Source organism: Pseudomonas fluorescens Q2-87, assembly GCF_000281895.1.
Classification (GTDB): Bacteria; Pseudomonadota; Gammaproteobacteria; order Pseudomonadales; family Pseudomonadaceae; genus Aquipseudomonas; species Aquipseudomonas fluorescens_S.
On the sequence record NZ_CM001558.1, the window covers coordinates 4784767 to 4811182 of the forward strand.

The window sequence follows — 26416 nt, forward strand, 5'->3', positions numbered from 1 at the left end:
CGTACCCGCGCACCATCGCGCTCCGTGACCGGCCGCCGTGGCTTTTAAAACACTTGTTCGGCACTGTGGTTCGGAAATTGCTACCTTTATGCCGTCATACCGTTCTCGCCTTCACCGGTAACAATACTTACGCGCCACAAGCGCTCATATTGGTTTTAGGGATTGAATAATGAAAAAAGCACTGCTGACCCTTTCTGCACTGGCGTTGTGCATGGCCGCTGGCGTGGCCACGGCCAAGGAATACAAGGAACTGCGTTTTGGTGTCGACCCGTCCTACGCCCCGTTTGAGTCCAAGGCCGCCGACGGCAGCCTGGTCGGTTTCGACATCGACCTGGGCAATGCGATCTGCGCGGAGCTGAAGGTCAAATGCAAATGGGTCGAAAGTGATTTCGACGGCATGATTCCGGGCCTCAAGGCCAATAAATTCGACGGTGTGATCTCTTCCATGACCGTGACCCCGGCCCGCGAGAAAGTCATCGACTTCTCCGCCGAGCTGTTCTCCGGCCCAACCTCCCTCGTGTTCAAGAAAGGCTCGGGCCTGTCTGAAGACATCGCGTCGCTCAAAGGCAAGACCGTCGGCTACGAGCAAGGCACCATCCAGGAAGCCTATGCCAAAGCCGTGCTGGACAAGGCGGGCGTCAAGACCCAGGCCTATCAGAACCAGGACCAGGTCTACGCCGACCTGACTTCCGGCCGTCTCGACGCCTCCATCCAGGACATGCTGCAAGCCGAGCTGGGCTTCCTGAAATCGCCACAAGGCGCCGACTACGAAGTCAGCAAGCCTGTGGACAGCGAGCTGTTGCCTGCCAAGACTGCGATCGGTATCAAGAAAGGTAACAACGAGCTGAAGGCACTTTTGGATAAAGGTATCAAAGCGTTACACGATGACGGCAAGTACGCCGAGATCCAGAAAAAACACTTTGGCGATCTGAATCTGTACAGCGGCAAATAATGCGCTGCGCCCATCCGGTCTCGGATGGGCGCTTTTTTCCTGCCAAAGGCCTCTTTCATGTTCGAACAACTCCTACAAAATCTGGGGCTCTCCGCCTTCAGCCTGAAGGGCTTTGGCCCGCTGCTGATGCAGGGCACCTGGATGACCATCAAGCTGTCGGCCCTGTCCTTGCTGTTGAGCGTCTTGCTCGGCCTGCTGGGCGCCAGTGCCAAGCTGTCCAGCGTCAAACTCCTGCGAATTCCTGCCCAGCTCTACACCACGCTGATTCGCGGCGTGCCGGACCTGGTGCTGATGCTGCTGATTTTCTACAGCCTGCAAACCTGGCTGACCTCGTTTACCGACTTCATGGAATGGGAATACATCGAGATCGACCCATTCGGCGCTGGGGTCATCACCCTGGGCTTCATTTATGGCGCGTACTTCACCGAGACCTTTCGCGGCGCGATCCTCGCAGTGCCCCGGGGCCAGGTCGAAGCCGCCACGGCGTATGGCCTCAAACGTGGCCAGCGCTTTCGCTTCGTGGTATTCCCACAAATGATGCGCTTCGCCCTGCCGGGGATCGGCAACAACTGGATGGTGATGCTCAAGGCCACCGCGCTGGTGTCGATCATTGGCCTGGCCGACCTGGTCAAGGCGGCCCAAGACGCGGGCAAGAGCACCTATCAACTGTTTTACTTCCTGGTCCTGGCGGCCCTGATCTACCTGCTGATCACCAGCGCCTCCAACTTCATCCTGCGCTGGCTTGAACGCCGCTACGCCGCAGGCGCGCGGGAGGCCGTGCGATGATCGAGCTCCTGCAAGAATACTGGCGGCCATTTCTCTACAGCGACGGTGTCAATGTCACCGGCCTGGCCATGACCCTCTGGCTGCTCAGCGCCTCGCTGCTGATCGGCTTCCTGGTGTCGATCCCGCTGTCCATCGCCCGGGTTTCGTCCAAGGTCTACGTGCGCTGGCCGGTGCAGTTCTACACGTACCTGTTCCGTGGCACGCCGCTTTATATCCAATTGCTGATCTGCTACACCGGCATCTACAGCATCGCTGCGGTGCGCGCCCAGCCGTTGCTCGACAGTTTCTTTCGCGATGCGATGAACTGCACGATCCTGGCGTTCGCCTTGAACACCTGCGCCTACACCACGGAAATTTTCGCCGGGGCGATTCGCAGCATGAACCATGGCGAAGTCGAAGCGGCCAAGGCCTATGGCCTGACCGGCTGGAAGCTGTACGCCTATGTGATCATGCCTTCGGCCCTGCGACGCTCGCTGCCGTATTACAGCAACGAAGTGATCTTGATGTTGCACTCGACGACCGTGGCGTTCACCGCTACCGTTCCAGACGTGCTGAAAGTCGCGCGGGACGCCAACTCGGCCACGTTCCTGACGTTCCAATCGTTCGGGATCGCCGCGTTGATCTACCTGACCGTCACCTTCGCACTGGTGGGCCTATTCCGTCTCGCCGAACGCCGCTGGCTGGCCTTTCTCGGGCCGACCCACTAGGGCTTTTGTTCCAGGACACACATTCAAATGCGCCACCAGATTCATGACCTGCAGGCCCCGGTGCCAGGAACTGCACGCAAGGTCCACAGCTTCCACTTCGGCCCGGAAAAAGCCGTTGGCAAGATCTACATCCAGTCATCCCTGCACGCCGATGAGCTGCCCGGCATGCTGGTCGCCTGGCACCTCAAGCAACGCCTGGCGGAGCTGGAGGCGTCAGGTCACTTGCGGCACGAGATCGTGCTGGTGCCGGTCGCCAACCCCATCGGCCTCGAACAAGTGCTGATGGACGTGCCCCTGGGCCGCTATGAAATGGAGAGCGGGCAGAACTTCAATCGCCGGTTCGTCGACCTGAGCGAGGAGATCGGCAACGAAATCCAGGACCTGCTCAGCGACGACCCGCAGCACAACCTGATGCTGATCCGCACCAGCCTGCGCGATGCCCTGGCGCGGCAGACGGCCGGCACGCAATTGCAATCCCTGCGCCTGGTGCTGCAGCGACTGGCTTGCGACGCCGACATGGTGCTGGACCTGCATTGCGACTTCGAAGCCGTGACCCACCTCTACACCACGCCCGAGGCCTGGCCACAGGTGGAACCGCTGGCCCGCTACATCGGTGCCGAAGCCAGCCTGCTGGCCACCGATTCGGGCGGCCAGTCCTTCGACGAATGCTTCACGTTGCTGTGGTGGCAGCTCAAGGAACGCTTCGGCGACCGCTTCGAAATTCCCTTGGGCAGCTTTTCGGTCACCGTGGAATTGCGCGGCCAGGGCGACGTCAACCACGGTCTGGCGAGCCTCGACTGCCAGGCATTGATCGAATACCTGATCCGCTTCGGCGCCATCGACGGCGAACCGATGCCCATGCCCGAGCTGCCCTACCCCGCCACGCCGCTGGCCGGTGTCGAGCCGGTGGCGACGCCCGTGGGCGGGTTGCTGGTCTACAACGTCCTGCCCGGCGAATACCTGGAGGCGGGGCAACTGATCGCGGAAATCATCGACCCGGTCAGCGACACCGTCATTCCCGTTCATTGCCGTAACGCCGGGCTGCTATATGCCCGTTCGCTGCGCCGCATGGCCACCGCCGGCATGGTGATCGCCCATGTCGCCGGCACCGAAGCCTACCGCAGCGGCTACCTACTTTCGCCTTGAGGATGCATGCTCCATGTACAAACTGACCATCGAAGGCCTGCATAAAAGCTATGGCGAACATGAGGTGCTCAAAGGCGTTTCGCTCAAGGCCAAGACCGGCGACGTCATCAGCCTGATTGGCGCCAGCGGCTCGGGCAAAAGCACCTTCTTGCGCTGCATCAACTTCCTGGAACAACCCAACGACGGCGCCATGAGCCTGGACGGCCAGCCGATCCAGATGATCAAGGACCGCCACGGCATGCACGTGGCCGACGCCGATGAACTGCAACGCATCCGCACGCGCCTGGCCATGGTATTCCAGCACTTCAACCTGTGGAGCCACATGACGGTGCTGGAAAACATCACCATGGCGCCACGCAGGGTGCTGGGGATCAGCAAGCAGGAAGCGGACGACCGCGCCCACCGTTACCTCGACAAGGTCGGCCTGCCGGCGCGGGTCGCCGGGCAATACCCGGCGTTCCTTTCCGGCGGCCAGCAACAACGCGTGGCCATCGCCCGCGCGCTGGCGATGGAGCCGGAAGTGATGCTGTTCGACGAACCCACCTCGGCGCTGGACCCGGAGCTGGTCGGCGAGGTACTGAAGGTGATCCAAGGCTTGGCTGAAGAAGGCCGGACCATGATCATGGTGACCCACGAAATGAGCTTCGCCCGCAAAGTTTCCAACCAGGTGCTGTTCCTGCACCAAGGCTTGGTGGAAGAAGAAGGCGCGCCGGAAGACGTGCTGGGCAACCCCACCAGTGAACGGCTCAAGCAGTTCCTCAGTGGCAACCTGAAGTAAACCTCGGCACACCTGGCAGCCCGCTTTTGGGACAGGCCGTTTTTGTGGCGAGGGCGCTTGCTCCCGCTGGGGGGCGAAGCGGCCCCCTGTCCTTCATTGACACACTGCCGGGGGGAGGCTGCGCCTCCAGCGGGAGCACGCTCCCTCGCCACAAAAGCACGCTCCGCCATAAAACCTTTCCTGTCCCGTCGCGGTCACTGAAGAAGGACCTTCAGGGCACGCGCGGCAGGCATGGCGACAACCAACAACTTCGCAAACCAGTGGTTCAGCGCCCGCGGCTGGAAACCGTTCGCCTTTCAAAAACAGGTGTGGAGCGCGGTCAAGCGTGGCGAGTCCGGGCTGCTGCACGCCAGCACCGGCGCTGGCAAGACCTACGCCGTATGGTTCGCCGCCCTCAACCGTTTCGCCCGCCCCGCCCCACCACTGGATAAACCCCGCAAGCGCAAACCGCCGGCCGAGCCGTTGACCGTCCTGTGGATAACACCGATGCGCGCATTGGCCGCCGACACCGGCAAAGCCCTCGAAGCGCCGCTGGCAGAGCTGGACCTGCCTTGGAGCGTCGGCCTGCGCACCGGCGACACCAGCGCCAACGAGCGCGCCCGCCAGGGTCGTCGCCTGCCCACCGCCCTGATTACCACGCCCGAAAGCCTGACGCTGATGCTTGCCCGGGCCGATGCACACAGCGCCACGTCAACGCTGCGCATGGTCGTGGTGGACGAATGGCATGAGCTGATCGGCAACAAACGGGGGGTGCAGTTGCAACTGGCCTTGGCCCGCTTGAGGCACTGGCATCCCGAGCTGATCGTTTGGGGTGTGTCCGCCACGTTGGGCAACCAGACCCACGCCGAGCAGGTGTTGATCCCGCAAGGCGACGGCGTCAGCGTGCAAGGAGCCAACGGCAAGGCGCTGCTGGTCGACACGCTGCTGCCCCCGGCACAGGAACGCTTTCCGTGGGCGGGACACATCGGGTTAAAGATGCTGCCCCAGGTCGTCGTCGAGATCGATGCCAGTAACAGTTGCCTGGTCTTCACCAACACCCGAGCCCAAGCCGAAATCTGGTATCAGGCGATCCTTGAAGCGCGCCCCGACTGGGCGGGGTTGATCGCGTTGCACCACAGCTCGTTGTCCCGCGACACCCGGGATTGGGTCGAGGGGGCGTTGAAGGATGGTCAACTGAAGGCCGTGGTATGCACCTCGAGCCTGGACCTGGGGGTGGATTTCTTGCCGGTGGAGCGAGTGCTGCAAATCGGCTCGGCCAAAGGCGTGGCGCGGCTGATGCAGCGTGCCGGACGCTCCGGGCATGCGCCAGGGCGAACCTCGCGGGTGACCCTGGTGCCAACCCACAGCCTGGAGCTGATCGAGGCCGCCGCCGCCCAGGATGCCGTGGCCCAACGGCGCATCGAACCTCGCGAATCGCCCCACAAGCCCTTGGATGTGCTGGTACAGCACTTGGTCAGCATGGCCTTGGGGGGCGGCTTCGTTCCCGAAGAATTGTTCGAGGAAGTACGCGGCGCCTGGGCCTATCGCGACCTGAACCAGGCCGAATGGGCCTGGGCCCTGGCGTTCGTGCGTCACGGTGGCCTCTCGCTGACCGCTTATCCCGATTACCGGCGGGTCGAGCCGGACGAACATGGCATCTGGCGTGTCCCGGATGCGCGCCTGGCCCGCCGCCATCGCATGAGCATCGGCACCATCGTCAGCGATGCGAGCCTGCAGTTGAAATTCTGGAGCAAGGGTGGAGGCGGCAAGACGCTGGGCAGCGTGGAAGAAGGTTTCATTGCCCGCCTGCGACCCGGCGACGGGTTTCTCTTCGCCGGCCGATTGCTGGAGCTGGTCCGGGTGGAGGACATGACCGCTTATGTACGCCGCAGCCAGGCCAAGAAAGCTGCCGTGCCGCGCTGGAACGGCGGGCGCATGCCACTTTCCAGCGAACTGGCGGCGGCCGTCGTGGCCCGTTTGAGCGAGGCCGCCGCGGGGCGCTTCGAAGGCCCGGAAATGCGCGCCGTACAACCGCTGTTATTGACTCAGCAACGCTGGTCCGGCTTGCCCACCCAAACCACATTGCTGGCCGAAGCGCTCAAGTCCAGGGAAGGCTGGCATCTGTTCCTGTACCCGTTCGCCGGACGCCAGGTTCACCTGGGACTGGCCAGCCTGCTGGCCTGGCGGGTCAGTCGGCAACAGCCGGTGACGTTTTCCATCGCCGTCAACGATTACGGGCTGGAACTGCTCAGCGCCACGGCGGTGGATTGGGCGCGATACCTCACCCCCGGATTGCTCGGCGCCGATCACTTGCTGACCGACGTGCTCGCGAGCCTGAACGCCGGGGAGCTGGCCCTGCGGCGCTTTCGAGAAATTGCCCGGATTGCCGGGCTGGTCTTCGCCGGTTACCCCGGCGCGCCGAAAAGCACCCGTCAAGTCCAGGCGTCCAGTGGCCTGTTTTTCCAGGTATTCAAGCAATACGACGCCGACAACCTGCTGCTCGCCCAAGCCGGGGAGGAAGTCTTGCGTGAAGAATTGGATATCCATCGATTGGAGCAAACCTTGGAACGACTCAGTACCTTGAAGCTGGACCTGCATCTCATCAAACGCCCCACCCCGCTGGGTTTCCCGTTGCTGGTGGAGCGGTTCCGGGAAAGCATGAGCTCGGAAAAACTCGCCGATCGCATCCGGCGAATGGTGAGCCAGCTGGAAAAAACCGCCGACCGTGGTGACGCCTGATGCCGGCGCCCTATCCCATCAACCTGGCCGGCGAGGAGCTCTGGTTGCTGCCGGAAAAAGCCCTGTACTGGCCCGCCCAGGAAACCCTGATGGTGGCCGATGTGCATTTCGGCAAGGCTGCTGCCTACCGCAGCCTGGGCCAGCCGGTCCCCCACGGCACGACCGCCAGCAACATCGCAGCGCTGGACGCCTTGCTGGAGAACCTGCCGTGTCGACAGTTGATTTTTCTCGGAGACTTTCTCCACGGCCCCGGTTCTCACGCGCCCGGCACCCTGAAGGCGCTTTCCGATTGGCGTGAGCGACATCCGCACCTGGCGATAACGCTGATTCGGGGCAACCATGACAAACGCGCCGGCGACCCACCGCCAGCGCTGAACATTCGCGTCGTTCCGGAGCCTTTGCTGCTCGGCCCCTTCGCCGTGCAACACGAGCCCACCCCACACCCCAGCCGCCACGTGCTGGCCGGCCATGTGCACCCGGTCTACCACCTGAGCGGCAAGGGTCGGCAGCGCCTGCGCCTGGCGTGCTTCCGGCTGGGCCACGAAATCAGCCTGCTGCCAGCCTTCGGCGCGTTCACGGGCGGCTATCGGGTCGAGCAGGACAACGACTGCAGGATTTTTGTCATCGGCGATAACGAAATATGGCCCATCAGCTAAGCATCGCGTGCTTTCGCTGACAGGCCATCCGTTAATCAGGCAACAGGCGCAGGAGGCGGCTCATCCGGCAACGTCGGTTCGCCGGGCTCGGTGGGCTGTTCGTTGGGCGTATCGGGATCAGGCTGGCCGGGGATGCCGCCCGCCGCTTCGACAGGGTGGGCCAGCAATGACCAGGCCATGACGCCAATTTGATTGGGCTCAAGCCTTGCCAGTTCGGCACTGATTCGCGGATCGATCTTCATAGAGCAACTCCTGAGCGAAGGGCCCGTTGCGCTGACGCAAAAACGGGCAGTACACCCAATAGAGTGCCTGCCCGCCCAGGAATTCCAACAGCTCGTCCGAATCAGGTGCGCGGCAACGTCACACCGCGCTGGCCCTGGTATTTGCCGCCACGGTCCTTGTAGGACACTTCGCATTCCTCGTCGGATTCAAGGAAGAGCATCTGCGCCACGCCTTCGTTGGCATAGATTTTCGCCGGCAAGGTCGTCGTGTTGGAAAACTCCAGCGTCACGTGGCCCTCCCACTCCGGCTCCAGCGGCGTGACGTTGACGATGATGCCGCAACGGGCATATGTGCTCTTGCCCAGGCAGATGGTCAGTACGTTGCGCGGGATGCGGAAATACTCGACGGTGCGAGCCAGGGCGAACGAGTTCGGTGGAATGATGCACACGTCGCTCTTGACGTCGACGAAGCTTTTCTCGTCGAAGTTCTTCGGGTCGACGGTCGCCGAATTGATATTGGTGAATACCTTGAATTCATCGGCGCAACGCACATCGTAGCCGTAGCTGGAGACGCCGAAGGAGATCAGCCGGTCGGCGCCTTCGCCACGCATCTGACGCTCGACGAAGGGCTCGATCATGCCGTGCTCTTGCGCCATGCGGCGAATCCACTTGTCCGATTTGATGCTCATGGCGGTTTCCTGAAATAGCGAGGTGGAAAAAATACGTCCGGCATCTTACCGGGCCGCGGGGCCGGGTTCAAAGCGCCACAGACAAATCTCGCCGATCCCCCTTGATTTCCTGCTCCTGACGGCCATCATCCGCGCCGTCAGTCACCAAATCGGAGAAACCTTCGCAAAGACCATTGGCACGTTCCGGAAAAAGGGTTAAGGTGGCGTCACTGTGTTGCTTGTGTCACTGAGAATCTCTACACGATATGTTGAATTTCGATCCAACCATCTACAAGAATTTTTCCTGCTCTTTGCACTCAGTCTCGGCCAGGGTTCTTCCTGAGTCGCAGTTATCTTTGTTCAAGGAGTTACACCATGTCTAATCGCCAAACTGGTACCGTTAAGTGGTTCAACGATGAAAAAGGCTTCGGCTTCATCACCCCACAATCCGGTGACGACCTGTTTGTTCACTTCAAAGCTATCCAATCCGACGGCTTCAAAAGCCTGAAAGAAGGCCAACAGGTTTCTTTCATCGCTACCCGCGGTCAGAAAGGCATGCAAGCTGAAGAAGTTCAAGTTATCTAACTTGTCCTTGCTTTAGTAAAAAGCCCCGCCCTCAAAAGCGGGGCTTTTTTGTGTCTGCCAGTTTTTACTGACGCACAAAAAACTGTGGGAGCGAGCTTGCTCGCGAAGGCGTCGTATCAGTCACCTATACAGCGACTGGCACCCCGCTTTCGCGAGCAAGCCCGCTCCCACATTAAGGTCTGTGTTGGCCTGGGATTACCAGGTGACGCCAAATCCAGCCGTGTACCGCGTCTTGCTCAGGTCACTGTCTTCAGTGCCCTCGATGACATCCTTCTCTGCCTTGAGGTTGAGCGACGCCCAATCGGTGACCTTGTAGCGCAAGCCGACCTCGGCGTCATAGGCATAGTCCGCCACGCCGGACAGAGGCTTGCCCACTTCACCATTGGTGAAGAGCTCGACGCGCTTGCCGATCAGGTAGCGGTTGTAGTCCCATTTCATCGCCACGGAGTAGAAGTCGTCCTTGCCACCGTCACGGTATTCATAATCGGTGCGGTTGAGCAGCGAACCCAGCGAGAACGCACCCAGCTCGTCGTCCCAGAATTGATAGCCGGGACCGGTACCCACGACGCGCTGACGGGCCAGGTCTTCGACTTTGTCGCGTTTGTAGTTCAAGCGACCCTGCCAGAACCATTTGTCCGTCAGGAACCGGTCGAGGGAATACTCCAACCGCCAGTTGTCCGCAGACACCACGTCGTCCTGGAATTCACGGTTGTATTCGCCTTCGGCGGTATGCCGCCATCTGCCGTGGCGTGCGGAGGTCTTGAAGTCGATGTCGTAATCGTCGGTATCGTTTTCCGCACGCTGATAATCCAGCGCGGCGTCGATATTGCCTTTCCACACCAGATCTTCGACCACCGGCTTGGGCTTGAGGATTTGCTGGATACTTGCCAAGTCGACGGTCTTGGGCGCGTCACCATTGGCCAAGGTCACCTTGCCATCCTCGGCAGCATGCAGTGCCTTGGCTTTTTCGCCGCTATAGGCATCCTGCTTGACCAGCAATTGCTGGTCGCTCTCCAGGGTCTTGACCTGCTTCCAATCGATGGGAATCGCACCGGCGTATTCGGTCTGGATCAGCAATTTGCCGCCATCGAAAACGGTAATCTTGCCGCTGAGCTTGTCGCCGTTCTTCAACCAGACGGTATCGGCAAGCAAAGGCATGGAGGCGCTGGTAACAGCTAGGCACAGCAAGGTTCTGCACAACATAAGCGATAATGGGCTCAAGTTTTCGGTGAAAAGGCGGCATTATCCCCCAGGACGACACCTTAGCAACGACTGACCCGCTTATATGTAATGAGTTCATTTCTCAACCAGCCCTGTAGGAATTAATCTACAGACGGAGCCCTCAGGAAGCCTTTACGTGACTGACACCCCAGCGGCGGCCGAGAACGCTGCCCAGATCCGCCGCACCACCCTTTACCTGACCCTGGCACAGGTGCCGGCGGGCAAAGTCGTCACTTATGGCCAGCTCGCCGAAATGGCTGGCCTGGGCCGGGCCGCGCGCTGGGTCGGGCGCACCCTCAGCCAATTACCGAGCGACACGAAACTGCCCTGGCATCGGGTGCTCGCCGCCGGCGGTCGGATCAGCCTGCCCGCAGGCAGCGCCTCGGGAGACGAACAACGCGCGCGCCTGCGCACGGAGGGGATCAGTGTCCTGAATAATCGTGTTGATATTCAGCGCCATGGCTGGCGCCCGGTAGAGCACAGCGGTTAGAGTGCGCGCTTTGTTTTCGCAATTTTTGAGGCAGACTCCAGCCCATGCCCCGTAAAACCTGGCGCGCCGCCCTCGCCGCCTATGCCAGTCCCTCGACGCTCGTGCTGTTGCTGCTTGGCTTCGCCGCCGGCTTGCCATACATGCTGGTGTTTTCCACGCTTTCGGTCTGGCTGCGCGAAGCCGGTGTCGCCCGTGAAACCATTGGCTATGCGAGCCTGATCGGCCTGGCGTACGCCTTTAAATGGGTCTGGTCACCCTTGCTCGACCAGTGGCGCCTGCCACTGCTCGGTAAATTGGGGCGTCGCCGGTCCTGGCTGGTGCTTTCCCAGGCCCTGGTCATCCTCGGCCTGATCGGCATGGGCTTCTGCGACCCGCAAAAACACCTGTCCTGGCTGATCGCCATTGCCGTCATCGTGGCTTTCGCCTCAGCCACCCAAGACATCGCCGTCGATGCCTATCGCCTGGAAATCGCCGACGACACGCGCCAGGCCGCCCTCGCCGCCAGCTACATGTCCGGCTATCGCGTCGCCGCGCTGCTAGCCACTGCCGGCGCCCTGTTCTTCGCCGAAGGTTTTGGCTCTACCGGCTTCAACTATAAGCACTCGGCCTGGGCCGGCACCTACCTGCTGTTCGGCGTCTTGATGGTCCCGGCGCTGCTCACCTCGCTGCTCATGCGCGAACCGCCGGTGCCGCTGCGCACGCAATTGCAGGCCGGGCGCTACACGTTCGTTCACCAATTGGCGTCGGTGTTCGTGCTGATCGTGCTGCTGGTGTCCGTCCCGGCGATGTTTACCCAGCTCTACAACACCGATTTCGCCAGCGTACTGTTCGAAGGGGTCAGCCTGCTGGACCTGCTGCTGCAGGACCGTGCCTTTCTGCGGGCCATCCTCTACATCATCCTGACCGCGCTTTGCCTGTCGGGCATGGGCCGTCGCGGGCTGGCGCCGGTGCTGACGCCGGTCAACGACTTTATCCTGCGGTACCGCTGGCAAGCCCTTTTGCTGCTTGGGCTGATCGCGACTTACCGGATGTCCGATACGGTCATGGGCGTCATGGCCAACGTGTTCTACATCGACCAGGGCTTCACCAAGGACCAGATCGCCAGTGTCAGCAAGATCTTCGGGCTGATCATGACCCTCGTCGGTGCCGGCATGGGCGGCCTGCTGATCGTACGCTTCGGCATCCTGCCGATCCTGTTCATCGGTGGGGTCGCCTCGGCTGGCACCAACATCCTCTTCCTGATGCTCACCGACATGGGCGCCAACCTGAAGATGCTGATCCTCACCATCTCCCTGGATAACTTCAGCTCCGGCCTGGCCACTTCGGCGTTCGTCGCCTACCTGTCGAGCCTGACCAACCTGAAGTTCTCCGCCACCCAATACGCCCTGCTCAGCTCGATCATGCTGTTGCTGCCGCGGCTGATTGGTGGTTATTCCGGGGTAATGGTGGAGAAATTCGGCTATCACAATTTCTTCCTGATCACCGCGCTGCTGGGCGTTCCGACCCTGCTGCTGATCGCCCTGCACTGGTATCAGGAGAACCGGCGCCAGGGCTCGGCCGCCACTGCCGAACCGACGCCTACTCGACCGGCGGAAGAATCGTAGGAAACTTCAGCAAACGCCGGCGAAACCGGCGTTCGCGCCTGGCGACCGGCCACGCGCCTGTACGCCAAGGCATCTCGCCCGTACAATGCTCCGTCACTTCTCGTCATCAGCAACCGACAACGGCCAACCATGCGCACCAGTCAATTTTTGCTCGCCACACAGAAAGAAACGCCTTCCGACGCCGTCGTGATCAGCCATCAGTTGATGCTGCGTGCCGGCATGATCCGCAAACTCGCCTCCGGCCTGTATACCTGGCTGCCGATGGGCCTGCGGGTCATGCGCAAAGTGGAAGCCATCGTCCGCGAGGAAATGGACGCCGCCGGCTCTCTGGAAGTGTTGATGCCGAGCACCCAACCGGCCGAGCTGTGGCAGGAATCGGGGCGCTGGGAAGAGTACGGCCCTGAGCTGCTGCGCATCAAGGATCGCCACGGTCGCGACTTCTGTGCAGGCCCGACTCACGAAGAAGTCATCACCGACCTGATGCGCAACGAGTTGAGCAGCTACAAGCAGCTGCCAATCAACCTGTACCAGATCCAGACCAAATTCCGTGACGAGATCCGTCCACGCTTCGGCCTGATGCGCGGTCGCGAATTCATCATGAAGGACGCCTACTCGTTCCATGCCGACCTGGCATCGCTGCAAGTCACCTATGACCGCATGCACCAGGCCTACTGCAACGTGTTCACCCGCCTGGGCTTGAAATTCCGCTCGGTTGAAGCCGACAACGGCTCCATCGGCGGCGCCGGCTCCCATGAATTCCACGTGCTGGCCGAGTCCGGCGAAGACGACATCGTCTTCAGCAATGGCTCCGACTACGCCGCCAACATCGAGAAAGCCGAAGCCGTGCCACGGGAAACCTCCCGCGCCGCGCCGACAGAAGAACTGCGCCTGGTGGACACACCGAACGCCAAGACCATTGCCCAACTGGTGGAAGGCTACAACCTGCCCATCGAGCGCACCATCAAGACCCTGATCGTGCGGGCGGAAGAAGAAGGCAAGTTGATTGCCCTGATCATCCGTGGCGACCATGAGCTGAACGAAATCAAGGCCGCCAACCAGCCCGGCGTTGCCAGCCCACTGGTCATGGCCACCGAAGCGGAACTGCGCGACGCCATCGGCGCCGGTGCTGGCTCCCTCGGCCCACTGAACCTGCCGTTGCCAATCATCATCGACCGCTCGGTGGAACTGATGAGCGACTTCGCCATCGGCGCCAACGTCGACGACAAGCACTATTTCGGCGTGAACTGGGAGCGTGACCTGCCCGTTCCAACCGTGGCGGACCTGCGCAACGTCGTGGCCGGCGATCCGAGCCCGGACGGCAAGGGCACCCTGGAAATCAAGCGGGGCATCGAAGTCGGGCACATCTTCCAGCTGGGCAACAAGTACAGCAAGGCGATGAAGTGCGAAGTGCTGGGCGAGAACGGCAAGCCGGTCACCCTGGAAATGGGTTGCTACGGCATCGGCGTTTCCCGCGTGGTAGCAGCGGCCATCGAACAGAACAACGACGAGAAAGGGATTATCTGGAGCGACACACTGGCGCCCTTCCAGATCGCCCTGGTGCCGCTGCGCTACGAGACCGACCTGGTGCGCGAAGCCACCGACAAGCTCTACGGCGAACTGACTGCGGCCGGCTTCGAAGTGCTGCTGGATGATCGCGACAAAAAAACCAGCCCCGGCATCAAGTTCGCAGACATGGAACTGATCGGCATCCCACACCGGATCGTCGTCAGTGATCGTGGCCTGGCCGAAGGCAACCTGGAATACAAGAGCCGTACCGAGGCCGAGCCGCAAGCGCTGCCGGTCGCTGACGTGCTGTCCTTCCTCCAGGCCCGTATCCGCCGCTGACACCAGATAGAGACGTCATGTTCAAGCGAAACACCTTAGGCCTCGGTGGCGCCGCCTTGTGCGGCGCCCTGCTGGTCAGCGGCTGTGCCAACCATATGTCACAGCGCAGCGAGCACGAAGAGCGGGTCGAGCGCAAACTGCTTGACCACAGCTTGCAGATCGACGTGGGCGAACCCAAGGTGCTCGACCTGCCGCAACGTCGAGTGCGAATCAATGAGCAAAAAACCTTCGAAGTCACCGAGTTCGAAGTGACTCGCCATTATGATCGCTACACACCTTACCAACCGTGGCGGGAAGTCTACGAGATCCCCCTGGGTGCGGTGGCCGTGGTGGCCGGTGTCGGCGCGAATGTGGTCAACGTGTTCGCCTTGGGCAACCTGCCGGAAACGGTGACCCATGATTGGATCAGCTACGGTGTTGCCGGGCTCAACCCGTTCATGAACGTGCCGTCCCATGGCCGTGCCCAGCAGAACCTGGCGGGCATCGACGAAGTCCAGCGCGACAAGCGCACGGAACATTCGAGCCTGCCCTGGAGCGAACGCCCTGTGGAGGTCAAGGCCGCCCGGCAGACCTTCGAGCTGAGCACCGACCGTAACGGCGTGCTGCGCTTGAACCTGCTGGAAAGCCCGTTCGCCGAACAGGACCTGAGCCAGTTCGGCAAATTGCAGATCAGCGTGACGGACGCCCAGGACGAGGTGCACACCGACTCATCCCTGAGCATCAGCAGCACCTTGCGCAGCAAGCTGGTGGAAGCCCATGCGCTGATCTACGACGACCTGGAAGACGACGAGGTGAGCCAATGGGTGCATCGGGTCAAACGTTTGTCCGAGCTGGGGCTCGAGGAAGAGGCCAGCGAACTGGAACAGAGCCTGATCGAGCTGACGCGCAACGATCCGGAGCTGCAGGCCGAGTTCATCAAGGCGCTGACCAAGGATGGCGGCCGATTGGTCGCGGACCCGGGCGTTAACTGAAGGGCAGAACACCTCGGTGGCGAGGGAGCTTGCTCCCGCTGGGCTGCGCAGCAGCCCCAATAGCGGCTGACCGAATTTATCTGACATACCGAGGCGGCAGATTTCAGGGCCGCTTCGCAGGCCAGCGGGAGCAAGCTCCCTCGCCACCAGGCCAGGCCTTACCGCTCAAACAACTCCAACTGCTCGAACCCACCCCGCAAATCCTCCAGCCGCACCCCTATGCCCAACAATCGCACCGGTTTGCCGCCACGGTTGAACGCCTGGGTCAATAACAGCTGGTAGCTACCCAGGTCCCGCCCCGCCCCGGCTTGTTCCAGCGTGGTCTGGGTGAAGTCGTGAAACTTCACTTTGACGAACGGTTTGCCCGGCCGATAACTGCTGTCGATCCGCGCCATGCGCCCGCTGAGGGTTTGCATCAGTTCCGGCAGCTTGTCGAGGCAGCTCGCCAGGTCCGGCAGGTCGACATCGTAGGTATTTTCCACGCTGATGGACTGCCTTCGGCTGTCGTTATGTACCAGGCGCTCATCGATCCCACGGGCCAGACTCCAGAGCCGCTCGCCAAAACTGCCGAATTCGCGCACCAGCGCCAGCTTGTCCCACTGACGCAACTGCAAACAATCGACGATGCCGAGCCTGTTCAATTTGTCAGCGGTGACCTTGCCCACGCCATGGAGCTTGTTGACGGGCAGGGCCGAGACGAAATCCTCGACCTGGTCCGGGGTGATGACGAACAGGCCGTTGGGCTTTTTCCAGTCACTGGCAATCTTGGCCAGGAATTTGTTCGGTGCGACGCCGGCCGACACGGTGATGTGCAACTGATTGGAAACACGCCGACGAATGTCCTGGGCGACACGCGTGGCGCTGCCACCGAAATGGGCACTGGCGGAAACGTCCAGGTATGCCTCATCCAGGGACAGCGGCTCGATCAGGTCAGTGTAATCGCTGAAGATCGTATGAATTTCCTTGGATGCCTCCCGATAAGCCTCCATCCGGGGCTTGACGATGGTTAGGTCCGGACAGAGCTTCAAGGCATGACCGGATGACATGGCCGAACGCACACCGTAGGCCCGCGCTTCGTAGTTACAGGTGGCAATCACCCCTCGCCGATCCGCCGAGCCTCCCACGGCCAGTGGTTTTCCGGCCAGCCGAGGGTCATCCCGCATCTCAATGGCGGCATAGAAACAGTCACAGTCGACGTGGATGATTTTACGTTGCGTCATAAAGAAGCGGAGCGTGCGACGAGTCGGGCCGACAGTATCGCATCGGCACCTGTATATAGCACCAGTAGTTTGAAGGATCCTTCGTTTAGAGCCGAAAGATCCTACATAAATTTATTTCTTCAATCGCCGCGAACCGTTCGATAGAGCGCCAACCCTTGCCAGGCCTGCGTCACAGCGTTGTCACAAGCCTTTCCCCGTGGCTAAGCGCTTGAAGCGGAACAGTTTTTTATAACACGAGGGTTGACAGCAGCAAGATCCTCTGTAGAATGCCGACACACAGACGCGGGATGGAGCAGTCTGGTAGCTCGTCGGGCTCATAACCCGAAGGTCGTCGGTTCAAATCCGGCTCCCGCAACCAAACATCAAAAAAGGCTACTCGAAAGAGTGGCCTTTTTTGTGCGCGGGGGTTTTGTACTCGTGGCGCTGAAAGGGTCGGCCGCGGCCACCCTCACCGCACCAGACTGTAGGACAATTTCTTTTGATTCCGAGCATTTACGCCGATAAGAGGCGGATCGGTCGTTTATTTGACCCCGCGATCTTTTAACGGTTGACACTGAGGCGTTCGCCTGTAGAATGCCGCCACACAGACGCGGGATGGAGCAGTCTGGTAGCTCGTCGGGCTCATAACCCGAAGGTCGTCGGTTCAAATCCGGCTCCCGCAACCAAATATCAAGAAAGGCTGCTCGAAAGAGTGGCCTTTTTTGTGTCTGGCGAAAAAGCTTCATTACAAATTTTTTGTAATTATTTTCTGCCGCAGGGATTGGTAACTTGGCTGGATACCCCCATCCTGTCGCGCATAGCTCAAGAGGTGATTGATGCGCGCCCACTCGTCTGACCCGCAAGACTCCGTTACTGCGACACAACCGATCAAGGCCGAGCAATTGCGCTGGCTGGATCGGATCAGCCAGTATCGCCAGCCTATCGGCCTTGCCGTCACGCTGCTGTTGTTTGCGATTGCATTGATAGCCTGCCGCCATCTGCTGAGCGAGCTCGATCTATACGCGCTGCACGACTCCATCCTGGAGGTGCCTCGGCCAGCGCTGCTCGGCGCGATTGCCGCTACGGTGGTGGGCTTCATCATTCTTCTGGGCTATGAATGGTCCGCCACCCGCTATGCCGGGGTGACACTGCCGCCCCCGACCATGATCCTCGGCGGCTTCACTGCCTTTGCCATTGGTAACGCCATCGGCCTGTCCTTATTGTCCGGCGGTTCGGTTCGCTACCGCCTGTATGCGCGCCATGGCCTGGGAGCCTCTGACGTCGCCCACATGACTTTGTTCGCCAGCCTGTCCCTGGGCTGCGCGCTGCCACCGCTGGCGGCACTGGCAACGCTCAGCAATTTGCCTGCCGCGTCTGCCGCACTGCATCTTCCAGCCGCCCTGCTGGGCGCGATTTCGGTGGCGGTGCTGTTGCTCATGAGCGTGCTGGCCATCGGCATCTATCGTCGGCGATTGCCGGAACAGCCCCATCGGCACAGCCTCCTGGTCAAGGCCGGCCGCCGTACGTTGCGCCTGCCAGGCCGGCGCCTGACCTTCCTGCAACTGGTCATTACCGCCCTGGACGTCGCGGCCGCCGCCACCGTGTTGTACCTGTTGCTGCCCGAAGCGCCACCGTTCGGCGCCTTCCTGCTGGTTTACCTGTTGGCGCTGGCCGCCGGTGTGCTCAGTCATGTACCGGGCGGGGTCGGCGTGTTCGAAGCGATTCTGCTGGCCGCGTTCGCCGACAAACTCGGGGCCGCGCCGCTGGCCGCCGCCCTGCTGCTGTATCGCTTGATCTACGTGCTGCTACCGATGTTGGTGGCCTGCGTGTTGCTGTTGATCAATGAGGCTCAGCGGCTGTTCCAGACGCGCCAGACCCTGCGGGTAGCGTCGGGTTTCGCCGCGCCGATCCTGGCGGTGCTGGTGTTCCTGTCAGGCGTGGTGCTGCTGTTTTCCGGCGTGACGCCGGAAATCGATACCCGTCTGGAGCACATCGGTTTTCTGATCCCGCATCGGCTGGTGGATGCCTCCCACTTCGGCGCCAGCCTGGTGGGCGTGCTGTGCCTGCTGCTCGCCCAGGGCCTGCGTCGCCGCTTGTCGGCGGCCTGGATGCTGACCACCATCCTGCTGCTGGTAGGCGCCCTGCTCTCGCTGCTCAAGGGCTTCGACTGGGAAGAAGCCACGCTGCTGACACTCACCGCCGCCCTGCTGGCGATATTCCGACGCTCGTTTTATCGCCCGAGTCGCCTGACTGAACTGCCGTTTTCCCCACTTTTCCTGATCGCCAGTCTCTGCGTGCTCGGCGCGTCGATCTGGCTGCTGCTGTTCGCGTACCAGGACGTACCCTACAGCCATCAACTGTGGTGGCAGTTCACCCTCGATGCCGATGCCCCTCGCGGCCTGCGCTCGTTGCTGGGCGCTGCGGTGCTGTTGGTGGTGGTGTCGCTGACCTGGCTGCTGCGCACGGCGCGGCCGATCATCCACTTGCCCACTGCAGAGGAGCTGGAGCGAGCCAAGACGATCCTCATGGCCTCCTCGCAACCCGACGGTGGCCTGGCGCTGACCGGCGACAAGGCGTTGCTGTTTCACCCCAACGACGCGGCGTTCCTGATGTATGCCCGCCGTGGACGCAGCCTGGTGGCGCTGTACGACCCGATCGGCCCCACCCAGCAACGGGCCGAAATGATCTGGCAGTTCCGCGACCTGTGTGACATCTACCATGCCCGCCCGGTGTTTTATCAGGTGCGCGCCGAGAACCTGCCGTACTACATGGACATCGGCTTGACCGCAATCAAGCTGGGTGAAGAGGCACGGGTCGATCTCAAGCGTTTCGATCTGGAAGCCAAGGGCAAGGAGATGAAGGATCTGCGCTACACCTGGAATCGGGGCACCCGCGACGGCTTGTCGCTGGAGATCCACGAGCCGGGCCAGGCGCCAATGGATGAGCTCAAGGTCATTTCCGATGCCTGGCTGACCGGCAAGAATGTCCGCGAGAAAGGCTTCTCGCTGGGCCGCTTCAGCGATGACTACCTCAAGCACTTCCGCATCGCGGTGATCCGCTTCGAAGGCCGCCCGGTGGCGTTCGCCAATCTGCTTGAAACCCACAGCCATGACCTGGCGAGCCTCGACCTGATGCGTGCTCACCCGGACGCTCCCAAGCTGACCATGGAATTCATGATGGTCGGCCTGATCCAGCATTATAAAAACCATGACTTCGCCCGCTTCAGCCTCGGCATGGTCCCACTGTCGGGCCTGCAACCACGTCGCGGTGCACCGCTGACCCAGCGCCTGGGTTCGATGGTGTTTCGCCGTGGCGAGCAGCTCTACAACTTCCAGGGGCTGCGCCGCTTCAAAGACAAATTCCAGCCTGACTGGGAACCTCGTTACATGGCCGTGCCCGCCGGACTCGATCCGCTGGTGGCGCTGGCCGATACTGCCGCCCTGATTGCAGGCGGCCTGACTGGACTGGTGAAACGCTGATGATGCAACGCTCCTGGCGATACGTAGTGGCCGCCCTGCTGGTGCTGGCAGTGATTCTCGGCGGCGGTTATTGGTACTGGAGCCGCCCGGCCCCACAACCCACCCTGGAACAACTGGAACCCTCCGACGGCGTACCGATGACCCGGGTCATCCCCGGCACCAAGCCCCGCGCCCAAGTGTTGGTAGCCGTCAATGAAGACCAGAAACTCAGCGACACGCAACTGACGACCCTCAGCCGCAGCGGCTCGGCGCAGATCGTCCAGGTGATCCTGCCCAAGGACTGCATGCTGCAAGGTCGCGCCCTGCAGGCGGGGCTGCGGCAGCTCCAGGGGCCGGCCACGCTGGTCAGCGGTATCGGCCCGGGCGCTGTGCTGGCCTGGCGCTGGCTGGCGGAACAGAAGGATGACAAGGCCAAGGCTGTTTCGGTGGACCTGGCCCTGGAAAAACCCGGCTGCACGCACCTGCTGCCAAAAAGCGCCGCCCACGGCCACTGGCTGGTGGCCTGGAACGATAACCCCGACGACACCAGCGCCGGTTTCGTGCGGGATCAGCCAAATGCCGAAACCAGCATCAGCGACTACGACATCAACCTGCCGCAGGTGCTGAACAACGAACTGCGCAAGATCCTCGTGGGTGCCGACAAGGGCAAGGGTGGCCTGAGCATTCCGGTGGTCGAAGTGCCCACCAGCCAGGCGCGGGATACCGTGACCCTGTTTCTTTCCGGAGACGGCGGCTGGCGTGACCTGGACCGCGATGTGGCTGACGAGATGGCGAAGATCGGCTACCCGGTCGTCGGCATCGATACCCTGCGTTACTACTGGCAACACAAGAGCCCCGAGCAGAGCGCCGTGGACCTTGCTGAGCTGATGCAGCACTACCGCCAGATCTGGGGCGCCAAGCGCTTCATCCTGACCGGCTACTCCTTCGGCGCCGACGTCTTGCCAGCCATCTACAACCGCTTGCCGGCCACCGAGCAACAGCGGGTCGATGCGATTATCCTGCTGGCCTTCGCCCGTACCGGCAGCTTCGAGATCGAAGTCGAAGGCTGGCTGGGCAACGCCGGCACCGAAGCCGCCACCGGCCCGGAGATGGCCAAGCTGCCTGCCGAGAAAGTGGTGTGCATCTACGGCGGCGAAGAGGCAGACGAAAGCGGCTGCACCGACAAGACCGCCGTCGGCGAAGCGATCAAACTGCCGGGCGGCCATCACTTCGACGAAAACTACCCGGCCCTGGCCAAGCGGCTGGTCGATGAGATCAACAAGCGGCAGAACAAGCCTGCCGACCAATGATTTGATGCAAGCCTGAAAAAAAGCCCCCGCTACCACAAGGTAACGGGGGCTTTTGTCTAAAGACGACGCTCTGCCGCATCGTACACTTCCTTATCCCGCCGAGCGCCAACGGCCACGATCAGCACCTGAATCGCCTTCCCATCGACTCTATAAACAATACGCGTGTCGCCTGTTCTAATTCTCCGACATCCCGCGAGGCTAGCTCTGAGCGGTTTACCGGTTTTGTCCGGCTCTCCTTTGATAATCCGCTCCTCGATGACATCAAGGATACGGTTCGCCGAAGCCGCCCCCAGCTGATCCAGATCGTTTTGAACCTCCGGATGGTAGATCACGCCCCAAACCATTCACCGCTCCTTCAGTCGTTTTTGGCGTATCGCGCCCGCATAGCCTCATGGCTGATGGCCTTGGCCTGATCAAAACCGATCAATCGCTCGCGAGCTGTCGCCTCAACGCGAAGATTTTCCAGCTCATCAAGCATCTCCTGATAAGCCTCAACGTTGATAATGACTGCAGCGGGCTCATTATCTTTGAAGATCACCAGCCTTTCGGTTGTACGACTCGATATTTCCTTGAGCTTCGCACTGAAGCCCCGAACCATCGCTGTTACGGATACCGCTTGATCAGCTCGTTCTAATAGCGCTGCCATCGCTCTTCTCCAACACAGTATTTTGCGTATTTTTATACACACCTTTATGCGCAAAGTGTTGCGCCTCGGCACGTATAAATCAAGTTGTAAAAACTGCTTCCGACCGATTGCACACCATGGAAAACCTGTGCTTACAAAAAAGCCCCCGCTGCCGCAAGGCAACGGGGGCTTTTTTCCAGGCCTACATCTCGACCTGCGTCCCCAGCTCGATCACCCGGTTAAGCGGTAGATTGAAGAAACGCAAATTGCCGTTGGCGTTTTTCAGCATGAAGGCAAACAACATCTCGCGCCAACGGGCCATGCCCTCGAGCTTGGAGGCGATAATGGTTTCGCGGCTGAGGAAGTAGGTCGTGCGCATCGGGCTGAAGTCCAGGTCATCCAGATGGCAGAGCTTGAGCGCCTGCGGTACGTCCGGCTCGTCGGTGAAACCGAAGTGCAGGATCACCCGGAAGAACCCTTCGCCATAGGCATCGACCTCGAAGCGTCGCTGCGGTGGCACCCGCGGGATGTCTTCGTAGACAACGGTGAGCAACACCACTTGTTCGTGCAGCACCTGGTTATGCAGCAGGTTGTGCAACAGCGCATGGGGCACGGCATCCGAGCGCGCAGTCAGGAACACAGCGGTGCCTTGCACGCGGTGAGGAGGTTGCACGCGGATACTGCTGATGAAGATCGGCAGCGGCAACGCGCCTTCGTCCAGGCGTTCCACAAGCAATTGCTTGCCGCGCTTCCAGGTGGTCATCAGCACAAACAGCGCAATGCCGGCGATTACCGGAAATGCGCCGCCCTGGATGATCTTCGGCACGTTGGCGGCGAAGTACAGGCCATCCACCAATAGGAAACCGAGCAATACCGGGACCGCCAACAGCGGTGGCCATTTCCACAACAGCAACATCACGGCCGAGACCAGGATCGTGGTCATCAGCATGGTGCCGGTTACCGCTACCCCGTAGGCCGATGCCAGCGCGCCGGAAGACTCGAAACCCAGCACCAGCAGCACTACCCCGACCATCAGCGACCAGTTCACGGCGCCGATGTAGATCTGGCCCTGCTCGGCGCTGGAGGTGTGCTGGATATACATGCGCGGGATATAACCGAGCTGGATCGCTTGGCGAGTCAGGGAGAAAGCGCCGGAAATCACCGCTTGCGAAGCGATCACCGTAGCCATCGTCGACAGGCCCACCAACGGAATCAGCGCCCAGCTTGGTGCCAACAGATAAAACGGGTTGCGCGCCGCTTCCGGGTCACCGAGCAACAACGCGCCCTGGCCGAAATAGTTGAGTACCAAAGCCGGCAACACCAGGATGAACCAGGCGCGTGCGATCGGCTTGCGGCCGAAGTGGCCCATGTCGGCGTACAGCGCCTCGGCGCCGGTCAGCGCCAGCACCACGGCGCCGAGAATTGCCACGCCCATGCCCGGATGGACGACGAAGAAACGCACAGCCCAGGCTGGGTTTACCGCCTGTAGCACTTCCGGGTGTTGAATGATGCCGTACACACCCAGGGCGCCGAGCACCAGGAACCAGGTGACCATGATCGGGCCGAACAGGATGCCGATCCGCGCGGTGCCGTGGCTCTGGATCAGGAACAGCCCAACCAGCACCACCAGCGACAGCGGCACCACCCAGTGATCGATGCCGTCAAACGCCAGGCCAAGGCCCTCGATGGCCGAAAGCACCGAGATCGCTGGGGTGATCATACTGTCGCCGTAGAACAGCGCCGCGCCGATCAAGCCGCAGACCACCAGGAACGTGCGCAGCCGTGCCCGCCCCGCAGCCGCTCGCCGCGCCAGGGCGGTAAGTGCCATGATGCCGCCCTCACCCTGGTTGTCGGCCCGCAAGACAAACATCATGTACTTGATCGACACGACCCAGATCAACGACCAGAAAATCAGCGAGAGAATCCCCAACACGCCGTCGTGGTTGACCGGTACGCCGTAGCCGCCGGAGAACACTTCCTTGAGGGTGTACAACGGGCTCGTGCCGATGTCGCCATAAACCACTCCGACCGCCGCGACCAGCATGCTCAGCGGCTTAGTTGCCGAATGCTCGGCGCCCGCCACCTGACTACTTGCATGACCCATCCAACACTCCTGATTCCCAGACCTGCCAGCTTGAACGAAGCACGCTGCTTGATGCGTGCAGCATGCGCCGTTTCACTTATTGTTACAGACGTTTTATTGACTGTAGAAACAGCCGATACGCAAAGGCGCGAAGCATAGCGCAGCACTCGTCGCATTTCCCGGTATAAAGCTGGTCAACTGCGTCGACCCTGGATAGAATTGCGCACTTTTTGATCAGAGGCGCGTTCAGGCGTCCTGTCTCGGCAAGAGACGATCCCCCTACACCGAGGTTAGACATGTCCACCACTATCGCGCCAGCCAATCCCAAGGTTGGCTTCGTATCCCTGGGTTGCCCGAAGGCTCTGGTCGACTCCGAGCGCATCCTCACCCAGCTGCGCATGGAAGGCTATGACGTTGTGTCCACCTACCAGGACGCCGACGTGGTAGTGGTCAATACCTGTGGTTTCATCGATTCGGCCAAGGCCGAGTCCCTGGAAGTCATCGGCGAAGCCATCAAGGAAAACGGCAAAGTCATCGTCACCGGCTGCATGGGCGTGGAAGAAGGCAACATCCGCAACGTGCACCCGAGCGTGCTGGCCGTGACCGGTCCGCAGCAGTACGAGCAAGTGGTCAATGCCGTGCACGACGTCGTGCCGCCGCGCCAGGATCACAACCCGTTGATCGACCTGGTGCCGCCACAAGGCATCAAGCTGACCCCGCGCCACTACGCCTACCTGAAGATCTCCGAAGGCTGCAACCACAGCTGCAGTTTCTGCATCATCCCGTCGATGCGCGGCAAGCTGGTGAGCCGCCCGGTGGGCGATGTGCTCGACGAGGCCCAGCGCCTGGTCAAGGCCGGTGTCAAAGAGCTGCTGGTGATCTCCCAAGACACCAGCGCCTACGGCGTCGATGTGAAATACCGCACCGGCTTCTGGAACGGCGCACCGGTGAAAACCCGCATGACCGAACTGTGCGAAGCCCTCAGCACCCTCGGCGTCTGGGTCCGTCTGCATTACGTCTATCCGTACCCGCACGTCGACGAACTGATCCCGCTGATGGCCGCCGGCAAGATCCTGCCGTACCTGGACATCCCGTTCCAGCACGCCAGCCCGAAAGTCCTCAAGGCCATGAAACGTCCGGCGTTCGAAGACAAGACCTTGGCCCGCATCAAAAACTGGCGTGAAATCTGCCCGGACCTGATCATCCGTTCGACCTTCATTGTCGGCTTCCCCGGTGAGACCGAAGAAGACTTCCAGTACCTGCTGGATTGGCTGACCGAAGCCCAGCTCGACCGCGTCGGCTGCTTCCAGTACTCGCCCGTGGAAGGCGCACCGGCCAACGACCTGGACCTGGACGTGGTGCCGGACGACGTCAAGCAGGACCGTTGGGAGCGCTTCATGGCGCACCAACAGGCCATCAGCTCGGCCCGCCTGCAGATGCGCATCGGCCGTGAGATCGAAGTGCTGGTGGATGAAGTGGACGAGCAAGGCGCCGTAGGCCGATGCTTCTTCGACGCCCCGGAAATCGACGGCAACGTTTTCATCGACAACGGCAGCAACCTCAAGCCGGGTGACAAGGTCTGGTGCAAGGTGACCGATGCCGATGAGTATGACTTGTGGGCTGAACAGATCGGTTGATCCAGGCTCGGGCTTAAGCCGAGCTGGCTTTTGTGGCGAGGGAGCTTGCTCCCGCTCGATTGCGCAGCAATCGCTAAAAAAGGGGGCCACTACGCTGCCCAGCGGGAGCAAGCTCCCTCGCCACAGATTCTGTACTCACAGCTCGTTGACTCGCCACATCGAAAAAATTTAAAAGCCCTGCTCTTGCGACAAGATGCAGGGCTTTTTTACGGCTATCGTATGAAGAATCAAGGTTTCCAGCACAAGGAACAGGCGGGCATGCGTCAGCATTCGGTCATCCACACACCGAAACCAAGCGATTACCAGGAACTGACCCAGGTGTGGGAGGCGTCAGTGCGAGCCACCCACGACTTCTTGCCAGACAGCTACATCGAACTGCTGAAAAACCTGGTGCTCACCCGTTACCTGGACGCAGTGATGCTCATTTGCACCCGCGACGCTCGCCAGCGGATCACCGGGTTCGCCGGTGTTGCGGCCGGCAAGATCGAGATGCTCTTCATCGACCCGCAGCACCGTGGCCAAGGCCTGGGCAAGCAACTGCTGCACTACGCCATGGAACAGCTGAACGCCGATCAACTGGACGTCAACGAACAGAACCCGCAAGCCCTGGGTTTTTATCTCAAGCAAGGCTTCGAAGTGGTCGGCCGCTCGGAACGGGACGGCATGGGCCAGCCCTACCCTCTGCTGCACATGCGCTACAAACAACCCGACCTGAAGGCTCGGCGCGGCTAAAAGCCACACGACGCAAATGGACCC

At 61.1% G+C, this 26416-nt stretch carries 23 protein-coding genes and 2 tRNA genes; 18 read left to right on the forward strand and 7 right to left on the reverse strand.

Annotation, left to right across the window (positions count from 1 at the left end):
- Window positions 1–169 precede the first annotated feature (169 nt).
- The 7 genes from PFLQ2_RS06830 to pdeM all read left to right on the forward strand — a co-directional run bounded on the left by PFLQ2_RS06830 (window position 170) and on the right by pdeM (window position 7743).
- Window positions 170–952 (forward strand): transporter substrate-binding domain-containing protein, encoded by a 783-nt coding sequence (locus PFLQ2_RS06830; protein ID WP_003184735.1) that lies wholly within the window; start codon window positions 170–172, stop codon window positions 950–952.
- A 57-nt stretch (window positions 953–1009) separates the two neighbouring features.
- Window positions 1010–1738 (forward strand): ABC transporter permease, encoded by a 729-nt coding sequence (locus tag PFLQ2_RS06825; RefSeq protein WP_003184737.1) that lies wholly within the window; start codon window positions 1010–1012, stop codon window positions 1736–1738.
- The gene (locus tag PFLQ2_RS06820; protein WP_003184739.1) at window positions 1735–2445 is read left to right on the forward strand and encodes an ABC transporter permease; all 711 of its coding nucleotides are present in this window, start codon (window positions 1735–1737) and stop codon (window positions 2443–2445) included. Before PFLQ2_RS06825 ends, PFLQ2_RS06820 begins: the two co-directional genes overlap by 4 nt.
- Window positions 2446–2472: 27 nt before the next feature.
- Entirely contained in the window at window positions 2473–3591 is a 1119-nt protein-coding gene (locus PFLQ2_RS06815) for a succinylglutamate desuccinylase/aspartoacylase family protein (RefSeq protein ID WP_003184740.1), read from the forward strand.
- 13 nt (window positions 3592–3604) lie between these two features.
- The gene (locus PFLQ2_RS06810) at window positions 3605–4369 is read left to right on the forward strand and encodes an ABC transporter ATP-binding protein (RefSeq protein ID WP_003184742.1); all 765 of its coding nucleotides are present in this window, start codon (window positions 3605–3607) and stop codon (window positions 4367–4369) included.
- Between the two features lie 231 nt (window positions 4370–4600).
- Window positions 4601–7087 (forward strand): ligase-associated DNA damage response DEXH box helicase, encoded by a 2487-nt coding sequence (locus PFLQ2_RS06805; protein WP_003184744.1) that lies wholly within the window; start codon window positions 4601–4603, stop codon window positions 7085–7087.
- Window positions 7087–7743, forward strand: a complete 657-nt coding sequence (pdeM, locus tag PFLQ2_RS06800; RefSeq protein WP_003184746.1) for a ligase-associated DNA damage response endonuclease PdeM — start codon at window positions 7087–7089, stop codon at window positions 7741–7743. The genes PFLQ2_RS06805 and pdeM overlap by 1 nt, the downstream gene beginning before the upstream one ends.
- A 35-nt stretch (window positions 7744–7778) precedes the next feature.
- On the opposite strand, the gene PFLQ2_RS06795 is transcribed toward pdeM, so the two are convergent.
- Together PFLQ2_RS06795 and dcd are read right to left on the reverse strand one after the other, a co-directional pair.
- Window positions 7779–7985 (reverse strand): hypothetical protein, encoded by a 207-nt coding sequence (locus PFLQ2_RS06795; protein ID WP_003184748.1) that lies wholly within the window; start codon window positions 7983–7985, stop codon window positions 7779–7781.
- A 101-nt stretch (window positions 7986–8086) separates the two neighbouring features.
- Window positions 8087–8653 carry a dCTP deaminase gene (gene dcd, locus PFLQ2_RS06790; RefSeq protein WP_003184751.1) on the reverse strand — a complete coding sequence of 189 codons (567 nt, stop codon included), beginning with the start codon at window positions 8651–8653 and terminating at the stop codon, window positions 8087–8089.
- 354 nt (window positions 8654–9007) lie between these two features.
- On the opposite strand from dcd, the gene PFLQ2_RS06785 reads away from it, so the two are divergent.
- Window positions 9008–9217 carry a cold-shock protein gene (locus PFLQ2_RS06785; RefSeq protein ID WP_002554837.1) on the forward strand — a complete coding sequence of 70 codons (210 nt, stop codon included), beginning with the start codon at window positions 9008–9010 and terminating at the stop codon, window positions 9215–9217.
- 195 nt (window positions 9218–9412) lie between these two features.
- Here PFLQ2_RS06785 and PFLQ2_RS06780 read toward each other — a convergent pair whose 3' ends face one another.
- On the reverse strand, window positions 9413–10420 hold the full coding sequence (locus PFLQ2_RS06780) for a DUF481 domain-containing protein (protein ID WP_003184754.1): 1008 nt from the start codon (window positions 10418–10420) through the stop codon (window positions 9413–9415).
- Window positions 10421–10574: 154 nt separating this feature from the next.
- Here PFLQ2_RS06780 and PFLQ2_RS06775 point away from each other — a divergent pair, with 154 nt between their 5' ends.
- The 4 genes from PFLQ2_RS06775 to PFLQ2_RS06760 all read left to right on the forward strand — a co-directional run bounded on the left by PFLQ2_RS06775 (window position 10575) and on the right by PFLQ2_RS06760 (window position 15348).
- Window positions 10575–10928 carry an MGMT family protein gene (locus PFLQ2_RS06775; protein WP_003184755.1) on the forward strand — a complete coding sequence of 118 codons (354 nt, stop codon included), beginning with the start codon at window positions 10575–10577 and terminating at the stop codon, window positions 10926–10928.
- A gap of 44 nt (window positions 10929–10972) precedes the next feature.
- Window positions 10973–12532, forward strand: coding sequence for an AmpG family muropeptide MFS transporter (locus PFLQ2_RS06770; protein WP_003184757.1), 1560 nt, complete (start codon window positions 10973–10975; stop codon window positions 12530–12532).
- 129 nt (window positions 12533–12661) lie between these two features.
- Window positions 12662–14377 (forward strand): proline--tRNA ligase, encoded by a 1716-nt coding sequence (locus tag PFLQ2_RS06765; protein WP_003184760.1) that lies wholly within the window; start codon window positions 12662–12664, stop codon window positions 14375–14377.
- A 17-nt stretch (window positions 14378–14394) separates the two neighbouring features.
- A complete protein-coding gene (locus PFLQ2_RS06760) occupies window positions 14395–15348 on the forward strand; it encodes a hypothetical protein (protein ID WP_003184762.1) in 954 nt (317 codons plus the stop codon).
- 158 nt (window positions 15349–15506) lie between these two features.
- Here PFLQ2_RS06760 and dinB read toward each other — a convergent pair whose 3' ends face one another.
- Window positions 15507–16568 (reverse strand): DNA polymerase IV, encoded by a 1062-nt coding sequence (gene dinB, locus PFLQ2_RS06755; protein ID WP_003184765.1) that lies wholly within the window; start codon window positions 16566–16568, stop codon window positions 15507–15509.
- 281 nt (window positions 16569–16849) lie between these two features.
- On the opposite strand from dinB, the gene PFLQ2_RS06750 reads away from it, so the two are divergent.
- The 4 genes from PFLQ2_RS06750 (at window position 16850) to PFLQ2_RS06735 (ending at window position 21315) form a co-directional block, all read left to right on the forward strand.
- Window positions 16850–16926 (forward strand) — tRNA-Met (locus PFLQ2_RS06750).
- A 230-nt stretch (window positions 16927–17156) separates the two neighbouring features.
- A tRNA-Met gene (locus PFLQ2_RS06745) sits at window positions 17157–17233 on the forward strand.
- Window positions 17234–17383: 150 nt separating this feature from the next.
- The gene (mprF, locus tag PFLQ2_RS06740; protein WP_003184767.1) at window positions 17384–20026 is read left to right on the forward strand and encodes a bifunctional lysylphosphatidylglycerol flippase/synthetase MprF; all 2643 of its coding nucleotides are present in this window, start codon (window positions 17384–17386) and stop codon (window positions 20024–20026) included.
- Window positions 20026–21315, forward strand: a complete 1290-nt coding sequence (locus PFLQ2_RS06735) for a virulence factor family protein (protein WP_003184769.1) — start codon at window positions 20026–20028, stop codon at window positions 21313–21315. The genes mprF and PFLQ2_RS06735 overlap by 1 nt, the downstream gene beginning before the upstream one ends.
- A gap of 56 nt (window positions 21316–21371) precedes the next feature.
- Here the strand turns inward: PFLQ2_RS06735 and PFLQ2_RS28115 are convergent, their stop codons facing one another.
- The 3 genes from PFLQ2_RS28115 to PFLQ2_RS06730 form a co-directional block, all read right to left on the reverse strand.
- Window positions 21372–21659, reverse strand: coding sequence for a type II toxin-antitoxin system RelE family toxin (locus PFLQ2_RS28115; RefSeq protein ID WP_033046235.1), 288 nt, complete (start codon window positions 21657–21659; stop codon window positions 21372–21374).
- A gap of 11 nt (window positions 21660–21670) precedes the next feature.
- A complete protein-coding gene (locus tag PFLQ2_RS28120; protein WP_033046236.1) occupies window positions 21671–21961 on the reverse strand; it encodes a Phd-YefM in 291 nt (96 codons plus the stop codon).
- 181 nt (window positions 21962–22142) lie between these two features.
- On the reverse strand, window positions 22143–23984 hold the full coding sequence (locus tag PFLQ2_RS06730; RefSeq protein ID WP_371261223.1) for a potassium transporter Kup: 1842 nt from the start codon (window positions 23982–23984) through the stop codon (window positions 22143–22145).
- Window positions 23985–24319: 335 nt separating this feature from the next.
- On the opposite strand from PFLQ2_RS06730, the gene rimO reads away from it, so the two are divergent.
- Entirely contained in the window at window positions 24320–25660 is a 1341-nt protein-coding gene (gene rimO, locus PFLQ2_RS06725; RefSeq protein WP_003184774.1) for a 30S ribosomal protein S12 methylthiotransferase RimO, read from the forward strand.
- 258 nt (window positions 25661–25918) lie between these two features.
- On the forward strand, window positions 25919–26392 hold the full coding sequence (locus PFLQ2_RS06720; RefSeq protein WP_003184776.1) for an acetyltransferase: 474 nt from the start codon (window positions 25919–25921) through the stop codon (window positions 26390–26392).
- The last annotated feature ends 24 nt before the right edge of the window (window positions 26393–26416 follow it).